The sequence below is a fragment of the Polaribacter gochangensis genome (assembly GCF_046224025.1).
Classification (GTDB): domain Bacteria; phylum Bacteroidota; class Bacteroidia; order Flavobacteriales; family Flavobacteriaceae; genus Polaribacter; species Polaribacter gochangensis.
The window spans coordinates 1,033,912-1,052,313 of record NZ_JBJXRF010000001.1 but is presented as its reverse complement, the minus strand read 5'-3'; the positions used below and the strand labels follow the sequence as shown (position 1 = coordinate 1,052,313).

The window sequence follows — 18,402 nt, the reverse complement described above, 5'->3', positions numbered from 1 at the left end:
TGTACTTTTACACTTTATATGTCTTATGAATAAAAAAGTAATCTTACTTATTTTAGATGGTTGGGGAATAACTCAAGAACCAAAAGTATCTGCAATATACAATGCAAAAACACCTTTTATCAATTCGTTATACACCAATTTTCCGCATGCAAGTTTAAGAACTGATGGCGAACATGTAGGTTTACCAGAAGGACAAATGGGGAATTCAGAAGTTGGCCATATGAATTTAGGAGCTGGCAGAATTGTGTATCAAAATTTGGCACGAATCAATAAAGCAGTAAAAGAAAACACCTTATCACAAGAAAAAACTTTGGTAGCAGCTTTTGATTACGCGAAGAAAAACAATAAAAATGTCCATTTTTTAGGACTGGTTTCTAACGGCGGAATTCATTCGCACATCAATCATTTAAAAGGACTGCTAAAAGCTGCAAAAGAAAATGATTTAGAAAATGTGTTTTTACATGCTTTTACTGATGGAAGAGATTGTGACCCAAAGTCTGGAAAATTCTTTATTGATGACATCCAAAAAACCATGCAAGAAACAACTGGAAAATTAGCTTCAATTACGGGTAGATATTTTGCAATGGACAGAGACAATCGGTGGAAAAGAGTACAATTAGCATACGGCGGATTGGTAAACGGAACTGGAGAAAAAACGAACAACGCATTAGAAAGTATTCAAAAAAATTATGATAATGGCGTTACAGATGAGTTTATCAAGCCAATTATTATAGTTGATAAAGACAACAATCCAACAGCAACAATTCAGAAAGATGATGTGGTTATTTTCTTTAATTACAGAACTGATAGAGGAAGACAATTAACCAACGCGTTAACTCAAAAAGATTTTGTTGAACACGGCATGAAAAAATTACCGTTGTATTTTGTAACCATGACAAGTTATGATGATACCTTTAAAAATGTACACATCATTTACCACAATAGCAATCTTAAAAATACCTTAGGCGAAGTTTTAGAAACTGCCAACAAAAAACAAATTAGAATTGCAGAAACAGAGAAATATCCACATGTAACATTTTTCTTTTCTGGTGGAAGAGAAAAAGAATTCAATGGAGAAAAAAGATTGTTATGTCAGTCTCCAAAAGTAGCAACCTACGATTTAAAACCCGAAATGAGTGCCTACGAAATTAGAGATGCCATCGTTCCTGAATTAGAAAAGGGCGATGTAGATTTTGTGTGTTTAAATTTTGCAAACGGAGATATGGTTGGTCATACTGGGGTTTTTGAAGCTGCTGTAAAAGCATGTGAAACTGTAGATCACTGTACAAAAGATGTTGTAACCACAGCTTTAAAACATAATTATACAACCATCTTAATAGCAGATCACGGAAACTGCGAAACAATGATAAATCCAGACGGAACTCCACACACTGCACATACAACGAACCCTGTTCCTATCATCTTAATTGATAAGGAAATAAAATCAATAAAAAATGGTATATTAGGCGATATTTCTCCCACCATTTTAAAATTAATGGGTATAAAACAACCCGAAGAAATGACACAGAAACCTTTAGTTTAGTTTTAAAAATGAAGAAAATTATTATTTTATTTGCGTTAACTTTTATCATTAACAGCTATGCACAACAAACAAAAGCAACAAGAAATGCTTCTGGAGATTTAGTTGGAATTGTTCATAAAGAAGATTTTAATCAACAACCCTATTCTAAATGGTTTGTTAAAAACTACGACAACTACACACCAGATGCTAAAAGTATTTCTAAATTAAAAAAGAAACTTAAAGATGTTAAAATAAAGGCATTTGTTGCTACTTGGTGTCACTTAAGTAAAAAAGACATCCCAAGAACCTATAAAATCTTAGAGCAAGCTGGTTTCGATTTTAATGATATCGAATTTATAACATTAAACAGAGGGAAAAGCACACCTGATAATTTACAAAAAGATCTAGATATTAGAAGCGTTCCTACCTTTATCTTTTATAAAAAAGGAAAAGAAATAGGAAGATACATTGAATATCCCCATCAGAATTTAGAAAAAGATTTTTTAACCATAGTAAGTGGTAAAAAATACAAGCAAGATAAAACTAAGTAAAATATGTTGCCAAAAAATCATTTAATTATAGCGGTAGATTTTGACGGAACTATTGTAGAAGATGCATATCCAAGGGTTGGCAAACCTATGCTTTTTGCTTTTGAAACATTACTCAAATTACAAGCAGAAGGTCATCGACTTATTTTATGGACCTACAGAAGCGGTAGAGCTTTAAAAGAAGCTGTTCAATTTTGTAAAGAAAACGGCATCGAGTTTTATGCTGTAAATAAAAGTTATCCAGAAGAAGAATTTGACGGTAAAATAAGCCGAAAAATCAACGCAGATTTATTTATTGATGATAGAAACGCTGGTGGTTTTATTGGCTGGACAGAAGTTTACAAGCTCATTTTTAATTACACTCCAGAGATTCCTAAAAAAAAGCGAAAAGGACTCTTTTTTAGATTAAAATAAACTTACTTAATTCCGTCTACATAACTTCTTTCTATACTTTCTCTAAAACCTGGATGTGCAATGTTTACTAATTCTTTTATTCGTTGTTTAATTGTCTTTCCATATAAATTTGCAATACCATATTCTGTTACAATATATTGTACATGAGCTCTTGTCGTAACAACTCCGGCTCCTTGTTTTAAAAACGGCACAATTCTACTAATTCCTTTGTTTGTAATAGATGGCAAAGCAATAATCGCTTTTCCACCTTCACTTAGTGAGGCTCCTCTAATAAAATCCATTTGTCCACCTACACCAGAATACATATTTTGACCGATAGAATCTGCACAAACCTGACCAGTAACATCAACTTCTATAGCAGAATTTATAGCTACCATTTTAGGATTTTGTTTAATGATGGCAACATCATTTGTATAATTTGAAGCTCTCATTTCTATAAACGGATTATCATCAACATAATCATATAAACGTTGCGATCCAATAAAAAAAGTGGCCAAAGCTCTTCCTCTATTTACCTTTTTATAATTCCCGTTGATCACATCTTTTAAAATTAAATCTATAACTCCGTCAGAAAACATTTCAGTGTGCAATCCTAAATCTTTATGATTTCCCAATCTAGACAAAACTGCATTTGGAATACTTCCAATTCCCATTTGCAATGTGCTTCTGTCTTCAATTAAACTTGCAACATGATTTCCAATTTTATTTTCTATTTCTGATGGCGGAGCAATTTCATGCCCAGGTAATTGAACATCACAATCAACAAAAGCATTGATTTCTGAAACATGTATAATACCAGCACCAAAAGTTCTAGGCATTTTTTTATTTACTTGAGCAATTACATGTGTTGCATTTTCAATAGCTGCCAAAGTTGCTTCTACAGAAACACCTAGAGAGCAATAACCGTGTTTATCTGGTACAGAAACATGAATTAAAGCCACGTCTAAGTCAACAATATTACGTTTAAACAACAACGGTAATTCACTTAAAAACACTGGAGTATATGAACCGTTTCCTGCTTTTAACGTATGACGAACGTTTTTCCCAATAAAAAAAGAATTAACATGGAAACTGTTTTTAAGTTCTGGGTTTGCATATGGAGCTTCACCCTCAGTATGTAAATGACAAACCTCAACACTTCTCAACTCTTCATGTCTTGCAGACATCGCATTTATTAATAATTGTGGCGCAGCTGCAGCAGCTTGAACATAAATTCTATCATTGGATTTTATAATTTTCACAGCTTCTTCTGCTGTTATTGATTTATACATGACGGTCTGTTTTCTATTTTATGTTGCAAAGTTATAGACTGCACTTTATAAAAAAGCTGTCAAAAGTCATGTTTTAAAGAATATTCCGTTTTTTATTAGTCGTTTTTTAAAGTATCTTTGCCCATTAATTTTACCTTTATGATTCAAATAAAAACCTTAGAAGAGATCGAAATAATGCGAGAAAGCGCATTGATTGTTTCTAAAACGTTGGGAATGCTTGCCAAAGAAGTAAAACCTGGTGTTACTACGCTTCAATTAGATACATTGGCAGAAGACTTTATAAGGTCTGAAGGCGCTATTCCTGGTTTTTTAGGACTGTATGATTTTCCAAACACCTTATGTGTGAGTCCGAATGCACAAGTTGTTCACGGATTTCCTACAGACGAACCTTTGGTTGAAGGTGATATTATTTCTATTGATTGCGGTGCTTTAAAAAACGGATTTTATGGTGACCACGCATATACTTTTGAGGTAGGAGAAGTTGCTCCTGAAACAAAAAAATTATTAGACGTCACTAAACAAAGTTTGTACGAAGGAATTCGTGAATTTAAAGCAGGAAACAGAGTTGGCGATGTTGGTTTTGCAATTCAAAACTATGCAGAAAAACATGGATATGGTGTTGTTAGAGAATTGGTTGGTCACGGTTTAGGAAGAAAAATGCACGAAGATCCAGAAATGCCAAATTATGGAAAACGAGGAAGAGGAAAAAAGTTTGTAAACGGAATGGTTGTTGCCATTGAGCCGATGATTAATATGGGAACACATCAAATCAATCAATTAAAAGATGGTTGGACTATTTTAACTAGAGACGGAAAACCTTCTGCGCATTTTGAGCACGATGTTGCTATTGTCAACGGAAAGCCAGAATTACTTTCTACTTTTCAATATATTTATGATGCATTAGGTATCGTTTCTAATGAAGAAGATGAATTTAGAGCTTAAAGCTATCGTATGAAACTAAAATATATCATTTTTATTTTTATCACAGGTATTATTTTAATATGTGCTGGAGCTTTATTTAAAATACTTCACTGGATGTTAGGTCCAGAATTACTTACAATTGGAACAATTCTACAAATAATTGCTTTCCTTTTATTTATTATAAAACTGTTTGCCAATAAAAAATTTAAAGACCTTTTAAATCAATAATTGAAAATCTTTAAAATCATATTAAATACTTTTCCAAGACCAATGCTTATTAAATTAAGTTATTTGGCAAAACCATTTATTGCTTTTTGGCTAAAAGGAAACAACTTTACAGATCCAATTGACGGAAAAAGTTTTCGAAAATTTTTACCGTATGGATACGAACATCAACGTAAAAATGCTTTATCGCCAAGTACACTTTCTTTAGAAAGACATCGTTTACTTTGGTTGTATCTACAAAATGAAACAGATTTTTTTACAGCACAAAAGTCTGTTTTACATATGGCTCCAGAACAATGTTTTTTATCCATTTTTAAAAAACAAAAAAACCTAGATTATATTACCGCAGACTTGTATTCTCCGATTGCTGATGTAAAAGCAGACATTCTTAATTTACCTTTTGATGATACTTCTTTTGATGTTGTTTTTTGCAATCATGTCTTAGAGCATATTTCTGATGACACAAAAGCGATGCAAGAATTATATCGTGTTTTAAAACCAAACGGAATGGGGATTTTTCAGGTTCCACAAGACTTATCTAGAGATATAACTTTTGAAGATGACACTATTACTGATCAAAAAGAACGCACAAAAATCTTCGGACAATACGATCATGTACGAGTTTACGGAAGAGATTATTTTGACAAATTACGTTCTATCGGTTTTAAAGTTGACGAAGTAGATTACACAAAAAAAATCGCTCCAGAAATGGTAGAGCGATTTTGTTTATCTAAAGACGAAATTTTGCCTGTTTGTTTTAAAGTAAATTAAGGATGTTTTCTTAAAAAATCTTCTAATGGTTCTAATTTTTCTACACCAAGAATAATAAATTTTTCTCCATCAAATTCTTGATGTATCTGGTAGCCACCAGTTTCTAATTTTATTAATTGAGATTTTCCTGGATATTTACCAGATTCATTAGTTGCAGCACTTACTTTTGTCCCGTTTTGATTTACCCAAAAAGAATCTGCACCATTTGCAACATGTGCTTTACCGTTGTAAAAAGGCCCTAAATTATTAAATTCAGTTGCTTTTAAGAATTTTCCATCAATTCCGCATAAAAAGCCAGCCAATGTGTAGTCTGGTAAATATAATGGATAGATTCCGCCACCGATGTGTCCGCCAAATTCGTACCATACTTTATTGATTCTTACTTGTCCTTCTTTATTGTATTTTTCAATTTTATCGGTTTTTCTTAATTCTTTAAATAAGTCTTTTTCATTAGATACATTTACAAACTTCTTCGTAGCAATATCAAAAACTAATGCCTTTAAAGAATTGTTTGGATAGGTAATAATTCTACCACTTCCTCTTGGCAACATTACTTTTCCAAAATGCGTAGAGAGGGTATTAAAATCGGCAATGTTGGGCAATAAAAACCCTTTTTTAGTTTTGCTATCAAAACAAAAAATTTGAGTTGGATTTTCTTTTTTATTTAAGAGTAAAATATAACCATCAAAGGTTTTAACATTTTTATAGGTATTGGCTTCAACAAAAACTGCTCCAACATCATTCATTACACCAAAAAAATCATCTTTCTGAAAAACAGTAATTCCGTGCTTATTAAAAGCTTGGATAGATTTAAACGGAAGTGTTAACGCATCAGATTTATTTTCCCAAACGGTTTTTAAAGAATCTATTCTTCTAAGTTCTTTTTCTCTAGCAAGTCTTGCTATCTCTAGCTTTTTATTTTCAAGCTCAATTTTCTCTAACTCTTCCTCAATACTCACATATAAGTCTAACAGTTGTGTATACGTTTCTGTTTTTTTATTTTTAACTAAAATAAAATATTGTTTTGCGTAATTTTTTGCGTTTTGAAATTGATTTAATTCAAACTTAATTAATGCTCCTAATCTTGCGATATCTGCTTTTGTAATTGTATCTAATAATTTAATCGCTTTTTCAAAATTTTTATCGGCATCATCTATTTCTAATTTCGAATAACTAGTTTCTGCTTTACGAATATAAACTCCTGCAATTTCTGTATTAGATTGTCCAAAAGTTGACAAACTTAAAAACACTATTGCTAGTATAAAAAATAGGTTTTTCATAGTTGGTTTGTTGATTATCACCATTATTGATATGATTTGCAATATAGGGAAAATTAAAAAAAACTTACAAATAATGGTGCTAAATTAGAAATTTCTATATTCTTCTATAGAGTTATCTTCGTTTAAATAAATTAAAATGACTTTGACGTTGTTGTGTGATTTTAAAAATGCTTTTGTTTTTTCGAATCCCATCGCCATAAAAGCTGTTGCATACGCATCTACATCAGCACAATCTAAATTTGAAATTACTGAAGCACTTAACAAATTGCTTTCTTTGGCAAAGCCAGTTTTAGGATTTACAGTATGTACGTATTTTTTGCCTTCATTAGAAATTCTATATTTTCTATAATTACCTGAAGTTGCCATTGAACTATTTTCTAACTGAACGGTTGTTTGAAAAGATTGTGTTCCGTCTGTATTTGGTTTTTCTATGGCTACATTCCAAAAATTCCCTTTCTTATTTTTTCCTCTAGCTCTTATTTCTCCGCCAATTTCTACCAAATAATCATGAACCTTTTTACTTTCTAAAAAACGACCCACGACATCAATTCCAAAACCCTTGGCGATCGAATTAAAATCTAAATAGGTTTCTTGAAATTGCTTTTCAATTTTATTTTTTTTCAATTGGACTTTGTCTAAACCAACAAATCGCATCATTTTATGAATAGACAAACTATCTATTTCTTTTTTAGATTTGTTAGGTCCAAAACCCCAAGCATTTACCAAATTGCCAACCGTTGGATCAAAATAGCCATCGGTTTCTTTAAAAATTCGTTTAGATTTTTGAAAAACTTCTGCAAATAATGCATCCACAATTACGGTAGAATCTCCAGAATTAATTTTAGAAACATCTGATGTTGTAATGTACGTTGAAAGTGATTTATTTACCAAAAAAAACAAACTATCAATAGCCTTTTGATAGTTGACATTATCCTGATGTAAAATTGTAATATGATAGGTTGTTCCAAAAACAAATCCTTCAAAATTAATTGTTTGCGTTTCTTTTTCAGAAGCACATGAAAATAAAAAAACTGCAAAAAGTAGTAAAAAAGACTTTTTCATTCCTAAATGTTAAATAAAAACAAAGATACATTATAAAATACTCATAAAGTCATCATAAAATATTGTTAATCTTCATGTAATTAGAATCTATTTCATAAATTTGCATAACAAATAATTTTTAATAAAAAATGAAAAAAGTACTACTTTCCCTAGCCGTTGTTTTTTTACTTGGTTCTTGTGTCTCTAAAAAAGATTATGTAGCCTTAGAAGCAACACATCAAAAAACAAAAGATGAATTACTTGCTGTTAAAACCAATTTAACAAAATGTTTAATTGAAACAGAAAAAAATCAATCTTTAGCAAGTTCGTATAAATCTAAAATTTCTGATTTAGAAACCACTGTAAAAGACTTGCAAAAAGATAAGAGAAAAACATTAGAGTTTGTAGACAACTTAACTGTACTTACTAAGGGAGCTAACGACAACATTAAAGAAACGTTAATTCAATTAAGTAAAAAAGACCAGTACATTAAGTATATCAGAAAAGCAATGACGAAGAAAGATTCATTGAATCTTGCTGTTGCATTTCACTTAAAGAAAGAGTTAAAAGAAGGTTTAGATGATGAAGATATTGAAATTAACGTTGAAAAAACGGTTGTTTTCATTTCTATTTCTGATAAATTATTATTTAAAAGCGGAAGTTACAATGTAACTGAGAAAGCTTATAAAGTATTAGAAAAAGTAGCAACTGTTTTAAAAGGACAGCCTAATATGGATGTAATGATTGAAGGTCATACAGATTCTAAATCTATTAAAACAGAATTCTTAGAAGATAACTGGGATTTATCTGCTAAAAGAGCAACTTCTATTGCTAGAATCTTACAAAATAGATTTAGCGTAAACCCAGGTAGATTAATTGCTGCTGGTAGATCTAGCTATGTGCCTTTAGCACCAAACGACACGGAAGCTAACATGTCTAAAAACAGAAGAACAAAAATTATTATCATGCCAAGATTAGATCAATTCTTTGATTTATTAGAAGAAAAAGCTGAGTAATTTTTTACCACATATTTTAGAAAACCTGTTTCATTGAAACAGGTTTTTTTGTTCAAAATCTAAAAAATAAATAGATGAATAAAAGATTTATAACTAATTTAATTTTCATTGTCGCTTCTATTTCTGTTTCTTCTCAAACATTAGATATTAGTAAGTTGAATACAATGCATTCAATAAAGATAAGTTCAAAATATTTTAAAGAGCCAATTGAATATAACATAACTCTACCTGAAAGCTACAGTACAAAAAAAGAAAAAAAATATTTCATCCTTTTCGATTTACATCCACGAAGTCATCATTTCTTAAGTGGTTTACATGACTGGCTAAGTCATAATGGCGAATGGCCTTGGTTTGAAACCATAGTAATTACACCTGCAAAATACAATCCAGAATTTGCAAAATTATTTGAACAGCTTGAAAGTAATCCGCAAAATCAAACAATTCTTGATTTTTTTGAATTTGATTTACTCAATACTATAGATAAAAAATACAGAACAAATGGTTTCAGAATTTATAGTGGTTTCATGTCAAATGGGGCTTTTGGTTTATACTCATTAATTAATAGACCAAAACTATTTAATGCCTATATCATTTCTAGCCCAACGTTAGCTAATGATTTTGGAGCAGTAATATCTGATTCGAAAGCTAAATTAAATAAGTTAGATAATAAACTAAGATTCCTCTACTTATCTACAGGAAATCATCAATATGAACAAGGTAACTTATCTTCTTTTAATAAACTTGAAAAAATATTAAAAAACTCTTCAACAAAGAACCTTGATTGGCAAATTCATCGTAATAATAAAAACAACTATATGTCTCAACCAATTGTTTCTACCATAAATGGTATAGAAGCATTGTTTAATGACATACATACTAATCTTAAGGCTGATTCTGATATCTCAAAACGTGGAGCTCAAGCAATTATAAATTATTACAATAGAATTTCTAAAAATAAATATGGCTTTAATATTTCTGCTGAAGGATCATTAATAGCTCTTGCTAAATCTTTGATGGAAAATAATTCAACCAAAGGATTAATGATTTATCAAAAAACAGCCAAACTATATCCAGATTCTGCATACGCTTTGTCTTCTCTTGCTAAAGTATATTTAGAGCTTAATGACTTTGATAAAGCAATAAAATATCAAGCTCTAGCATTAGAAAAATCAAAATCTATGTCTATGTGGCATCAAAACAAGCACAAGAAACTTTTAAGTGATTATAAAATTAAATTAGAGAATAATTAACTCATAATTTCAGCAATTTGTTGAAGAAAAAGCTGAATAATATTTTTTTGAATATTTAAAAACCTCGCAATTTGCGAGGCTTTTTTTTGTTTTAAACAAGTGTTTTACTTATTGACTTTCTCTTCAAAAAAAGATAACTTCGCTAACTCTGAATATAATTCATTAAAACGGAACCATATTCTTAAATTGGCTTTAATTTAAATCAGAACCTTTTAGACAAGCTTATTCATACATATTTGTATGATTATTTACACAAAAGAATACATATGAGTATTCTTTTTTTGTTTATTTATACATATTTGTATACTTTTGTTTTAATTTACATACTTATATGTATAAAATGTTAACAAATGAGAAACAAGAAAAAACTACTCATAGAACAATTAGATCAAAAACTGGCTAATTTTAAAGATGCAGGAATGGTCCTGGTCCCACAAAAAGGGTGGGTAAATACTATTAGAACCACTCTTAATATGACAAGGGACCAATTAGGGACCAAACTTAACTTGACTAAAGGAGCTATTCAAAAAATGGAGGAACGTGAAGCTACAGGTCAGATAACCATCAATAAACTAAAGGATGTTGGCAATGCCTTGAATATGAAATTTATCTATGGTTTTATTCCTAAAGATGGGACCATCGAAAGTCTAATCAACTTAAAGGCTGAAAAACTGGCCCGTAAAATTGTTTTAAGGACCAATCAAAATATGAAATTAGAGGACCAAGGAATCAGTGAGGATAAAATTGAACATTCAATAAATGACTTGACTAATGAAATAAAAAGGGAAATGAAAAAGTCATTATGGGATTAGATTTAAAATACGCAGATGGCCAAACACCCTTAGATGAAGACGAAAAAGAAGGTCTAAAAATAAAATCAATAACAACGCAAAAAGAACTCGATGAATTTGAACAGTTAAATATTGAAAAAGCTGTAGAATGGACTATTCGAGCTAATTTAAAACCTGAAAAAATATTGACTGAAAAGTTTATAAAAGATTTACACAAAAAAATGTACGGCGATGTTTGGAAATGGGCAGGTGAATTTAGAAAGACTGACAAAAACATTGGAATAAGATGGACTCAAATCGGAATAGAACTGAAAAATCTAATTGATGACACTAAATATTGGCTAGAAAACAAGACTTATTCGCCTAAAGAAATTGCTATTAGATTTAAACATAGAATCGTAGCAATTCACTGCTTTCCTAATGGAAATGGTAGACACTCAAGAATGATGGCTGATATAATTATTGAATCTATTTTCGGAAAAGAAATTTTCAGCTGGCACAAGTCAAATATGGTTAGAGCAGATGAAACAAGAAAAGAGTATATCATAGCATTAAGAAAAGCTGACAATGGAAATATAAAACCATTAATAAAATTTGCAGAAAACTAAAAAACTAAAGCCAACACCGTATATAATTTATTGCTAGTGCTGGCCTACTTACGAAAGTCCTAGCGGATTTTCTATTCGGTTTTTATTTGCTAAATTAGGTGCTTAAACCACGCAACAAACCATACACAAACACGTTAGCGAAACCTACTCCAAAATCTTAATAAAATCCTCAAACGCAACATAATAAGGTTGGTCTTTAAAAACAGGATTTTCGGTACTTTCTGCATTGGCAATTCCTACACCAGCAAACCAAACTTTGGCATTTTGTTTTTTTGCGTGTTCTTTAAAAGTTTCCATCCAAAGCACATCATATTCTTCTGGAGTTTGAATATTATTGGTTGTTTTTACCAATACAAAAATGGTGGGTTCTCCTTTTTTAAACAATACAAATTGCGGATGTTTTTTTAATTCGCTATTCACTGCAACAAATTCATAACCCATTTCTTGGAGTTTTTTTCCAACGATGTTCATTCCTAAATTATGCAATTCTTGCGCAGTTAAAACTTGCATTCTTATTTCTTTTTATTGTGCTTGTTGTAATTTTTGTCGCCTCGAGTTTTTGGCTTTTTGTATTTCTTCGCGATTTCTCTTCGATAAGAACCACCTTGATTGGTTTTACTATTCTTTTCGCTTTTTTCATGAAATGCTTCACCAGGAACATATTCTTTTCTCGTTCTATTTTTAGAACGTTCTATATCTTCTCTTGGACGTTCGTCTTCTGTTAACAATTCAGAAATTGCAACTTCTGAAGGAAAAGCTACTTTCGGAATCTCATAATTCATTAATTCCTCAATAGCCGTTTTATCTTCTTGCTCTTTTGGTGTGGAAAATAAAATGGTTTTTCCTTCGTGTTCTGCTCTACCAGTTCTACCAATTCTGTGCATGTAATTTTCAGGGAAATTAGGTGTGTCAAAATTGATAACATGACTAATTTCTTCTAAATCTAATCCACGTGCCATTACATCGGTTGCTACCATAATTCGGTTCATCCCGTCATCAAACTGACGAATAGAACGAATTCTATAATTTTGTGTTTTATTAGAATGAATCACACAAATTTCATCAGCAAAAGATTCATCTAACGATTCGAACAATCTGTCTGCACCACGTTTATTTGCAACAAAAACCAACACTTTGGTAAAGGTCTTTGTATCTTTTAATAAGTGATTTAATAAATTTACTTTGGTGTAAAAGTTAGGAACATCATAACATTCTTGTGCAATATTATCTAACGGCGTTCCGCTTACTGCAATAGAAACCTTTTCTGGCGATTTAAAAAAGTCTGTAATCAATCCGTCTACATCTTCTGTCATCGTTGCAGAAAACATAATGTTTTGTCGGCGTTCTGGTAAAATATCAAAAATGTTTAAGAGTTGAAAACGAAAACCCAAATCTAACATTACATCCACTTCATCAATCACCAATTTTTGGATAGATTTCATGTTCAATGTTTTACTCAACGCTAAATCGTACAACCTTCCTGGAGTTGCAACAATAATATCTTGACCTTGTAAAATGGCTCTTTTTTGCACGTTGATGTTTGCGCCACCATAAACTCCCAACACACGTAATGTAATATATTTTGCTAGTTTTTCTATTTCTTCTACAACTTGCAACACCAATTCTCTTGTTGGAACCAATACTAAAATCCGGGGATGTTTTTGTTCTGTATATTTTAAATCTCTTAAAATTGGCATCATATACGCAAAGGTTTTTCCAGTTCCTGTTTGCGCAATACCAACTACATCTTTACCTGATCTTACTACAGAAAATGCTTGTTCTTGAACTGGAGTTGGATGTGTAAACCCTAAGTCTTCAATAGCGTTTAAAAGCTGTGTAGATAAGTTTAAATCTTGAAATGTAGTTTGCATAAAAAATAAATTATGTGGCAAAGATACCATTTCTAAAAATGTTAATTCTCTAAAATTGTTTTTAAAGTGGTTGTATATTCCTGAAAACTTCTTAGGTTGTGATGTGTTCCGTTTTTAAGCGGAATAAATTCTTTTTTTGTAGTTGTAATTAGCTTAAATAAATTTTGACTTCCTTCAATCGGAGTTGTTTTGTCTTCCGTTCCGTGAAAAATGGTAATCGGACTTTTAATCTTTGAAATGGACTCGTTGGATTTGAATTTAAAGTTCAATAAAAATTTCGGAATTACTTTGTATTTAAAATTTGCCGCATGATGCAAATTATAAAATGGCGCTTCTAAGATAACGTGCTTTGGATGGTTTTCTGATGCAACTTTTGTGGCAAATGTGGTTCCCAAAGAACGTCCGTACACAATAATCTTATCTTCAGAAAATTGCTTTTTTACATACTCATAACTTAATTGTGCATCAGCATACATTTCTATTTCATTAAAAGCTCCTGTGCTTTTTCCGTAACCGCGATAATCAATCACAAAAACATCATAATTAAATTGTGTAAAATAGGAAGTAATTTCTCCCCAACGAATTAGATTTCCTTTATTTCCATGAAAATACAAGATGATTCCTTTTGGGTTTTCTGCCTTAATATGCAGCGCATTTATAGTTTGATTGTCTTTTGTTTGTAGATTTACTTCTTCAAAATCAAAAGGGAATTGATACATATAATCTGCCTCAATTGCTTCTGGTAAAAAAATAATTTTTTCTTGAAAAACATGTAATAAGCTCATAATCAATACATAAATTGATACTAACGCAATTAGTATCTTTTTTAATCGTTTCATTTCTTAGATGTTCGTTTAGACCTGATAAAATTGATACTTGTATGTTCTCTATCAACTTTAGAAATGCCTTCTTCATTTAAAACTTCTTCCAATGCGCTGTGATAGCTTTCAAAATTATGTAAATTTTTGTGTCCGCCGTCAATAATTGGATATAATCTTGTTAAATTCGGTTTCATTTTAGAGAGTTTTAAGCTTGATTTAAACTGAATTATTTTATCATTTGTACCATGAATAATTTTAATCGGACAGTTCACGTGTTTAATCCATTTATAAGTGGGCATTTGATACCGCATAATCAATCCTAATGGTAGAAAAGGCAAATAACGTTTTACATTTTTTGACATGCTAAAATACGGACATGCCAAAATGAGCATTTTGGGGTTATTCATCGAAGCAACTTTGGTTGCCAAACCTGTTCCTAAAGAGCGTCCGTAGACTATAATTTTATCCTCGTTGATAATTTCTTTTAATTTGTCATACACTAACAAGGCATCATTTTTCATAGATTGCTGACTCATTTTTCCGGTGCTTTTTCCAAAACCACGATAATCAATCATAATCACATCATATCCATAAATAGTAAAATCTACCGCAAATTTCCCCCAACCTTTGATGCTTTTAGAATTGCCTTTTAGATAATACACTATACCTTTGGGGTTTTCCGCCTGAAAATGCAATCCGTTAATTACTACGCCTTTTTTTATTTCTAAATTGTATTCTTTTACTTTTTGATTTTCGTACTGAAAAATAAAATCTTCTGGTAATTTTTCTGGATGAAATAAAAAACGTTCTTGAAAAAAATACAAAACAACACTTACAACAGCAATTACAGATAGAAGAATGAAAATGATAGTTGTATAGTTCATCTAAAAATTTATTTGCACTAAACTACTGATTTTAAATTCAATAAAAAAGAGTAAATTTAACATCAATTAATTATATCAACCAAACCAACATGATTAAATTACCCCATATCAACAGTGAAAATCTATTTAATAAAGTTAAGATTATCATTGCTTCTTTTTTCTTTTTCTTTATTTCGTGTAAACAAAAAACAACACTCCTGGATCCTTATGAAGCGGGCTGGAAAGGCAAAAAAGTTTGTGAAATACTACAAGACAACGCCAAATTAAGAGTGCTAAAATGTACGTTTCCTCCAGGAGTTGGACACGAGAAACATTATCACAATACCCATTTTGGTTATACAATTACTGGAAGTAAATTCAAAATTACAAATAGTGCTGGAGTGAAAGAAGTTGATGTACCAACAGGAAGTGATTTTTCAAATGAAGGAGTTACCACACATGAAGTTTTAAACATTGGCAATACCACAGCAGCGTTTTTGATTATTGAACCTAAATAGATTTTAAAACATTGTTTGAGCAGCTAGTAATGAAAAACTGGTCTATTTAAGAAATTAAAGAAGTAAAATATATTTACTTATTGACTCTTTTTATAAGTGAAATTTTACTCAGTAAATAATTCTTGTTCAGAAAAGCAATCCAAGTGTAACTTTTCTTACAGTTAAAACATTTTGTATGCTTTATAACCGGTATAAGAGTATAGATAGAAACATCTTTCTTCTTTTCACTTTTACAAACCAAACACCTAACCATTAATTGTTTATTTAAAAAACAATATTACCAATAGTTTTCTTAAAAAGTGCTTTAATGTTCTAAACGTAGTTCTTTTAGATATAGAAATTTAAAGTGACGAATAAAGCACTTATTTTATTGAATCACAAAAAGCTTGTTTTTAAAATCTGAAGTATTATTTACATTTGTAACTCTCAACAAATATAATCCAGAATTTAAGTTAGAAATATTTAATTGGTATTTTTTACGTGTAGGCTTAATACCATCTAACAATAGTTTTCCTTCAATTGAAAACACACTTATTTTCACTTCAGTATTTGGCAAATTTATATATAAAAATTCTTGAGCCGGGTTTGGGTAAAGAGTAAGATCAGCTCTGTTTAAATCTTGAACCGAAAGTGTTTTCAAGACAATTGTTTGCTTTTTTATCACAGTTTTATCACATCTATTTACAGCCAAAGTAACTAAATAACTTCCATCTGTAGAGTAAGTATGTTTAGGGTTTTTATCTGTGGATGTTTTTCCATCACCAAAATCCCATTCATAACTAACAGCAAATTCTGTTGCATTTAAAAAAGTAACTTCTAAATTAGAGACAATTTGATAATCAAACTTTATATCTGCATCTAAAACAATGTTTCTCCAAACAGATAAATTATCAAAGCTAACTTCTTTTACTACATCTTTAATTTTTGTTGCATCTAGGTTAGGAATCCCTGGGTTATAAGTTGAGGAACTTGCATCTTTCTCAAAAATAACAGTATAAAAAGTTAATGCTCCTGTAAAGCTTCCTTTTAAGGAAGGATGCGTGTTGTCTAAGTCAAACAATTCAATATCTGGAAAAGAGTTTCTTATATTTCTCCAAACTGGACCAACAGGAGAAATAATTGCATTAAACTTGGTTTGCATTTCTATAAATCGTTTTTGCAATTCATTATCCATTCCATTATAATCACATACATTTGGGTAAGTTGAGCAGTACGTTTGAAAACCTAATTTATAACCCCAAGTATGATATAAAATAATTTTTGCACAAGGGTTGTGTTCTAAAATAAAATCTTTCATCTGCTGTATATAAGGATATACATTTTCTTCTACAAAACTATTCCATAAAGCTGGCAAAGAACTTTGTTCTTGTAAGATTACATAATCCCATCCACCTTTTTTAATTTTATTTATCGTTTCGGGTTTATTTAAGTGTTGCTTTAAACTAAAACCAGGGATGGTAGATTCTTCGTAATTTAACACATCTCCTAAAGAAGCTGCAATATTACTTGTTAATGCTGGCAAATCATTATAAAAAGTTTGACTATTACCAATAAACAAGACTTTTTTTGTTTTTTGAGAATATCCAACATAATTACATATAATTAAAAAACTGATTATAATAAACTTAGCTCGTAAGTTTAAAGAATAATTATTATCATCAATACTTTTTAACATTTTCAACTTAATTAACGTTTCTAAAGATACTCATTAAGTAACAAAACCAAAAAAACCGACACATTTCTGAATCGGTTTTGTAAATCATTATTAGCCCCTAACCAAATAATGATTTTCTTTTAATATGATATTACTGTTCAAAAAGAATACCCGTATATATCTACAGTTTTTCCTTTCTCTTAGTATATTTATGCAATCAAATATCAAGATTATTAAAAACTAAAACAATAATTTGTGAAGAAATGGTGATTTTCTGTGAAGTTTAGAATAACTTTCTTACTACTATTTTATTGAAAGTGCTTTTTCTAAAGCTATTTTATATTTATTAGAAAGTGGTATTTTTTCTTTTTCTAATTGGATAAAATCTTTTCCTAAAGCATAAATAATTGTAATATTTATGATATATCTTCTATGACATTTATAAAAGATAGTTTCGGGCAATTCCACATTAAAATCTAACAATTTACTTCTAATCACATATCTCTTGTCAGCTAAAATAATCTCTAAATAATTACCTTCTGACTTTACATAACAAATATCTTTAAAAAATAATTTTACATTTACATTTCTATCTTTTACAAATATAAAATCCGTATTCCTTTTTTTTAATTTATTAGTTTTTTCCTTAAAATTATTCAATGCAATATTAATAGTTGTTAATAATGTTGGCTCTTGATATGGTTTCATTAAATACCCATTTGGATTTGTTTCTAAAACTTCCTTCACTGTATTTTGATCTCCGTATGCTGTTAAAAAAACAATTGGAATATGTAAATACTTACGCACCTGTTGCGCTAACCAAACTCCGTTTTTTTTTCCTGCCAAATTAATATCTAACAAAATTAAATCCGTTTCATTCTTTTGTAATTCTTTCCAAGCTACTTCTGCTGTAGCTGAAGATCCGGAAAGTTTAAAGTTATTTTCCAACAACATCGTTTCTAAAGAAACTCTTGAGATTGCCATATCTTCTACCACATAAACGCTAATCATTTTCAT

Annotated in this window: 20 protein-coding genes; 11 read left to right on the top strand and 9 right to left on the bottom strand. The window is 30.3% G+C overall.

Annotated features, from left to right (window positions below; genetic code table 11):
* Positions 1-25 precede the first annotated feature (25 nt).
* Genes gpmI through ACEWL1_RS04905 form a run of 3 tightly spaced genes read left to right on the top strand, consistent with a single transcriptional unit; the run spans position 26 to position 2,484 of the window.
* Entirely contained in the window at positions 26-1,543 is a 1,518-nt protein-coding gene (gene gpmI / locus ACEWL1_RS04915) for a 2,3-bisphosphoglycerate-independent phosphoglycerate mutase (RefSeq protein WP_409232165.1), read from the top strand.
* 8 nt (positions 1,544-1,551) lie between these two features.
* Complete coding sequence (locus ACEWL1_RS04910; RefSeq protein ID WP_409232164.1) at positions 1,552-2,073, top strand: thioredoxin family protein; 522 nt, start codon at positions 1,552-1,554, stop codon at positions 2,071-2,073.
* A gap of 3 nt (positions 2,074-2,076) precedes the next feature.
* Complete coding sequence (locus ACEWL1_RS04905; RefSeq protein WP_409232163.1) at positions 2,077-2,484, top strand: BT0820 family HAD-type phosphatase; 408 nt, start codon at positions 2,077-2,079, stop codon at positions 2,482-2,484.
* 2 nt (positions 2,485-2,486) lie between these two features.
* Here the strand turns inward: ACEWL1_RS04905 and ACEWL1_RS04900 are convergent, their stop codons facing one another.
* Entirely contained in the window at positions 2,487-3,755 is a 1,269-nt protein-coding gene (locus tag ACEWL1_RS04900; RefSeq protein WP_409232162.1) for an acetyl-CoA hydrolase/transferase family protein, read from the bottom strand.
* Positions 3,756-3,893: 138 nt separating this feature from the next.
* Between ACEWL1_RS04900 and map the strand changes: the two genes are divergently transcribed.
* Genes map through ACEWL1_RS04885 form a run of 3 tightly spaced genes read left to right on the top strand, consistent with a single transcriptional unit; the run spans position 3,894 to position 5,672 of the window.
* On the top strand, positions 3,894-4,697 hold the full coding sequence (map, locus tag ACEWL1_RS04895; protein ID WP_409232161.1) for a type I methionyl aminopeptidase: 804 nt from the start codon (positions 3,894-3,896) through the stop codon (positions 4,695-4,697).
* Between the two features lie 9 nt (positions 4,698-4,706).
* Positions 4,707-4,904 carry a gliding motility protein GldL gene (locus ACEWL1_RS04890; protein WP_409232160.1) on the top strand — a complete coding sequence of 66 codons (198 nt, stop codon included), beginning with the start codon at positions 4,707-4,709 and terminating at the stop codon, positions 4,902-4,904.
* A gap of 42 nt (positions 4,905-4,946) precedes the next feature.
* Positions 4,947-5,672, top strand: a complete 726-nt coding sequence (locus ACEWL1_RS04885) for a class I SAM-dependent methyltransferase (RefSeq protein ID WP_409232266.1) — start codon at positions 4,947-4,949, stop codon at positions 5,670-5,672.
* On the opposite strand, the gene ACEWL1_RS04880 is transcribed toward ACEWL1_RS04885, so the two are convergent.
* Both ACEWL1_RS04880 and ACEWL1_RS04875 read right to left on the bottom strand, forming a co-directional pair.
* Positions 5,669-6,952, bottom strand: coding sequence for a hypothetical protein (locus ACEWL1_RS04880; protein WP_409232159.1), 1,284 nt, complete (start codon positions 6,950-6,952; stop codon positions 5,669-5,671). The genes ACEWL1_RS04885 and ACEWL1_RS04880 overlap by 4 nt on opposite strands.
* Positions 6,953-7,036: 84 nt before the next feature.
* Complete coding sequence (locus tag ACEWL1_RS04875) at positions 7,037-8,014, bottom strand: FAD:protein FMN transferase (RefSeq protein ID WP_409232158.1); 978 nt, start codon at positions 8,012-8,014, stop codon at positions 7,037-7,039.
* A 128-nt stretch (positions 8,015-8,142) separates the two neighbouring features.
* Between ACEWL1_RS04875 and ACEWL1_RS04870 the strand changes: the two genes are divergently transcribed.
* The 4 genes from ACEWL1_RS04870 (at position 8,143) to ACEWL1_RS04855 (ending at position 11,658) form a co-directional block, all read left to right on the top strand.
* Entirely contained in the window at positions 8,143-9,009 is an 867-nt protein-coding gene (locus ACEWL1_RS04870) for an OmpA/MotB family protein (protein WP_409232157.1), read from the top strand.
* A gap of 74 nt (positions 9,010-9,083) precedes the next feature.
* The gene (locus ACEWL1_RS04865; RefSeq protein WP_409232156.1) at positions 9,084-10,259 is read left to right on the top strand and encodes a hypothetical protein; all 1,176 of its coding nucleotides are present in this window, start codon (positions 9,084-9,086) and stop codon (positions 10,257-10,259) included.
* Between the two features lie 350 nt (positions 10,260-10,609).
* Entirely contained in the window at positions 10,610-11,071 is a 462-nt protein-coding gene (locus tag ACEWL1_RS04860; RefSeq protein WP_409232155.1) for a mobile mystery protein A, read from the top strand.
* The gene (locus ACEWL1_RS04855; protein ID WP_409232154.1) at positions 11,062-11,658 is read left to right on the top strand and encodes a mobile mystery protein B; all 597 of its coding nucleotides are present in this window, start codon (positions 11,062-11,064) and stop codon (positions 11,656-11,658) included. The genes ACEWL1_RS04860 and ACEWL1_RS04855 overlap by 10 nt, the downstream gene beginning before the upstream one ends.
* A 144-nt stretch (positions 11,659-11,802) precedes the next feature.
* On the opposite strand, the gene ACEWL1_RS04850 is transcribed toward ACEWL1_RS04855, so the two are convergent.
* Genes ACEWL1_RS04850 through ACEWL1_RS04835 form a run of 4 tightly spaced genes read right to left on the bottom strand, consistent with a single transcriptional unit; the run spans position 11,803 to position 15,234 of the window.
* On the bottom strand, positions 11,803-12,168 hold the full coding sequence (locus tag ACEWL1_RS04850; protein WP_409232153.1) for a Na(+)-translocating NADH-quinone reductase subunit F: 366 nt from the start codon (positions 12,166-12,168) through the stop codon (positions 11,803-11,805).
* Between the two features lie 2 nt (positions 12,169-12,170).
* On the bottom strand, positions 12,171-13,529 hold the full coding sequence (locus ACEWL1_RS04845) for a DEAD/DEAH box helicase (protein ID WP_409232152.1): 1,359 nt from the start codon (positions 13,527-13,529) through the stop codon (positions 12,171-12,173).
* A 41-nt stretch (positions 13,530-13,570) separates the two neighbouring features.
* The gene (locus tag ACEWL1_RS04840; protein WP_409232151.1) at positions 13,571-14,368 is read right to left on the bottom strand and encodes an alpha/beta hydrolase; all 798 of its coding nucleotides are present in this window, start codon (positions 14,366-14,368) and stop codon (positions 13,571-13,573) included.
* Positions 14,365-15,234, bottom strand: coding sequence for an alpha/beta hydrolase (locus tag ACEWL1_RS04835; RefSeq protein ID WP_409232150.1), 870 nt, complete (start codon positions 15,232-15,234; stop codon positions 14,365-14,367). Before ACEWL1_RS04835 ends, ACEWL1_RS04840 begins: the two co-directional genes overlap by 4 nt.
* A gap of 89 nt (positions 15,235-15,323) precedes the next feature.
* Between ACEWL1_RS04835 and ACEWL1_RS04830 the strand changes: the two genes are divergently transcribed.
* Entirely contained in the window at positions 15,324-15,731 is a 408-nt protein-coding gene (locus tag ACEWL1_RS04830) for a cupin domain-containing protein (RefSeq protein ID WP_409232149.1), read from the top strand.
* A 367-nt stretch (positions 15,732-16,098) separates the two neighbouring features.
* On the opposite strand, the gene ACEWL1_RS04825 is transcribed toward ACEWL1_RS04830, so the two are convergent.
* Both ACEWL1_RS04825 and ACEWL1_RS04820 read right to left on the bottom strand, forming a co-directional pair.
* A complete protein-coding gene (locus tag ACEWL1_RS04825) occupies positions 16,099-17,406 on the bottom strand; it encodes a DUF4886 domain-containing protein (protein WP_409232148.1) in 1,308 nt (435 codons plus the stop codon).
* Positions 17,407-17,688: 282 nt separating this feature from the next.
* On the bottom strand, positions 17,689-18,402 hold the full coding sequence (locus ACEWL1_RS04820) for a LytR/AlgR family response regulator transcription factor (RefSeq protein WP_409232147.1): 714 nt from the start codon (positions 18,400-18,402) through the stop codon (positions 17,689-17,691).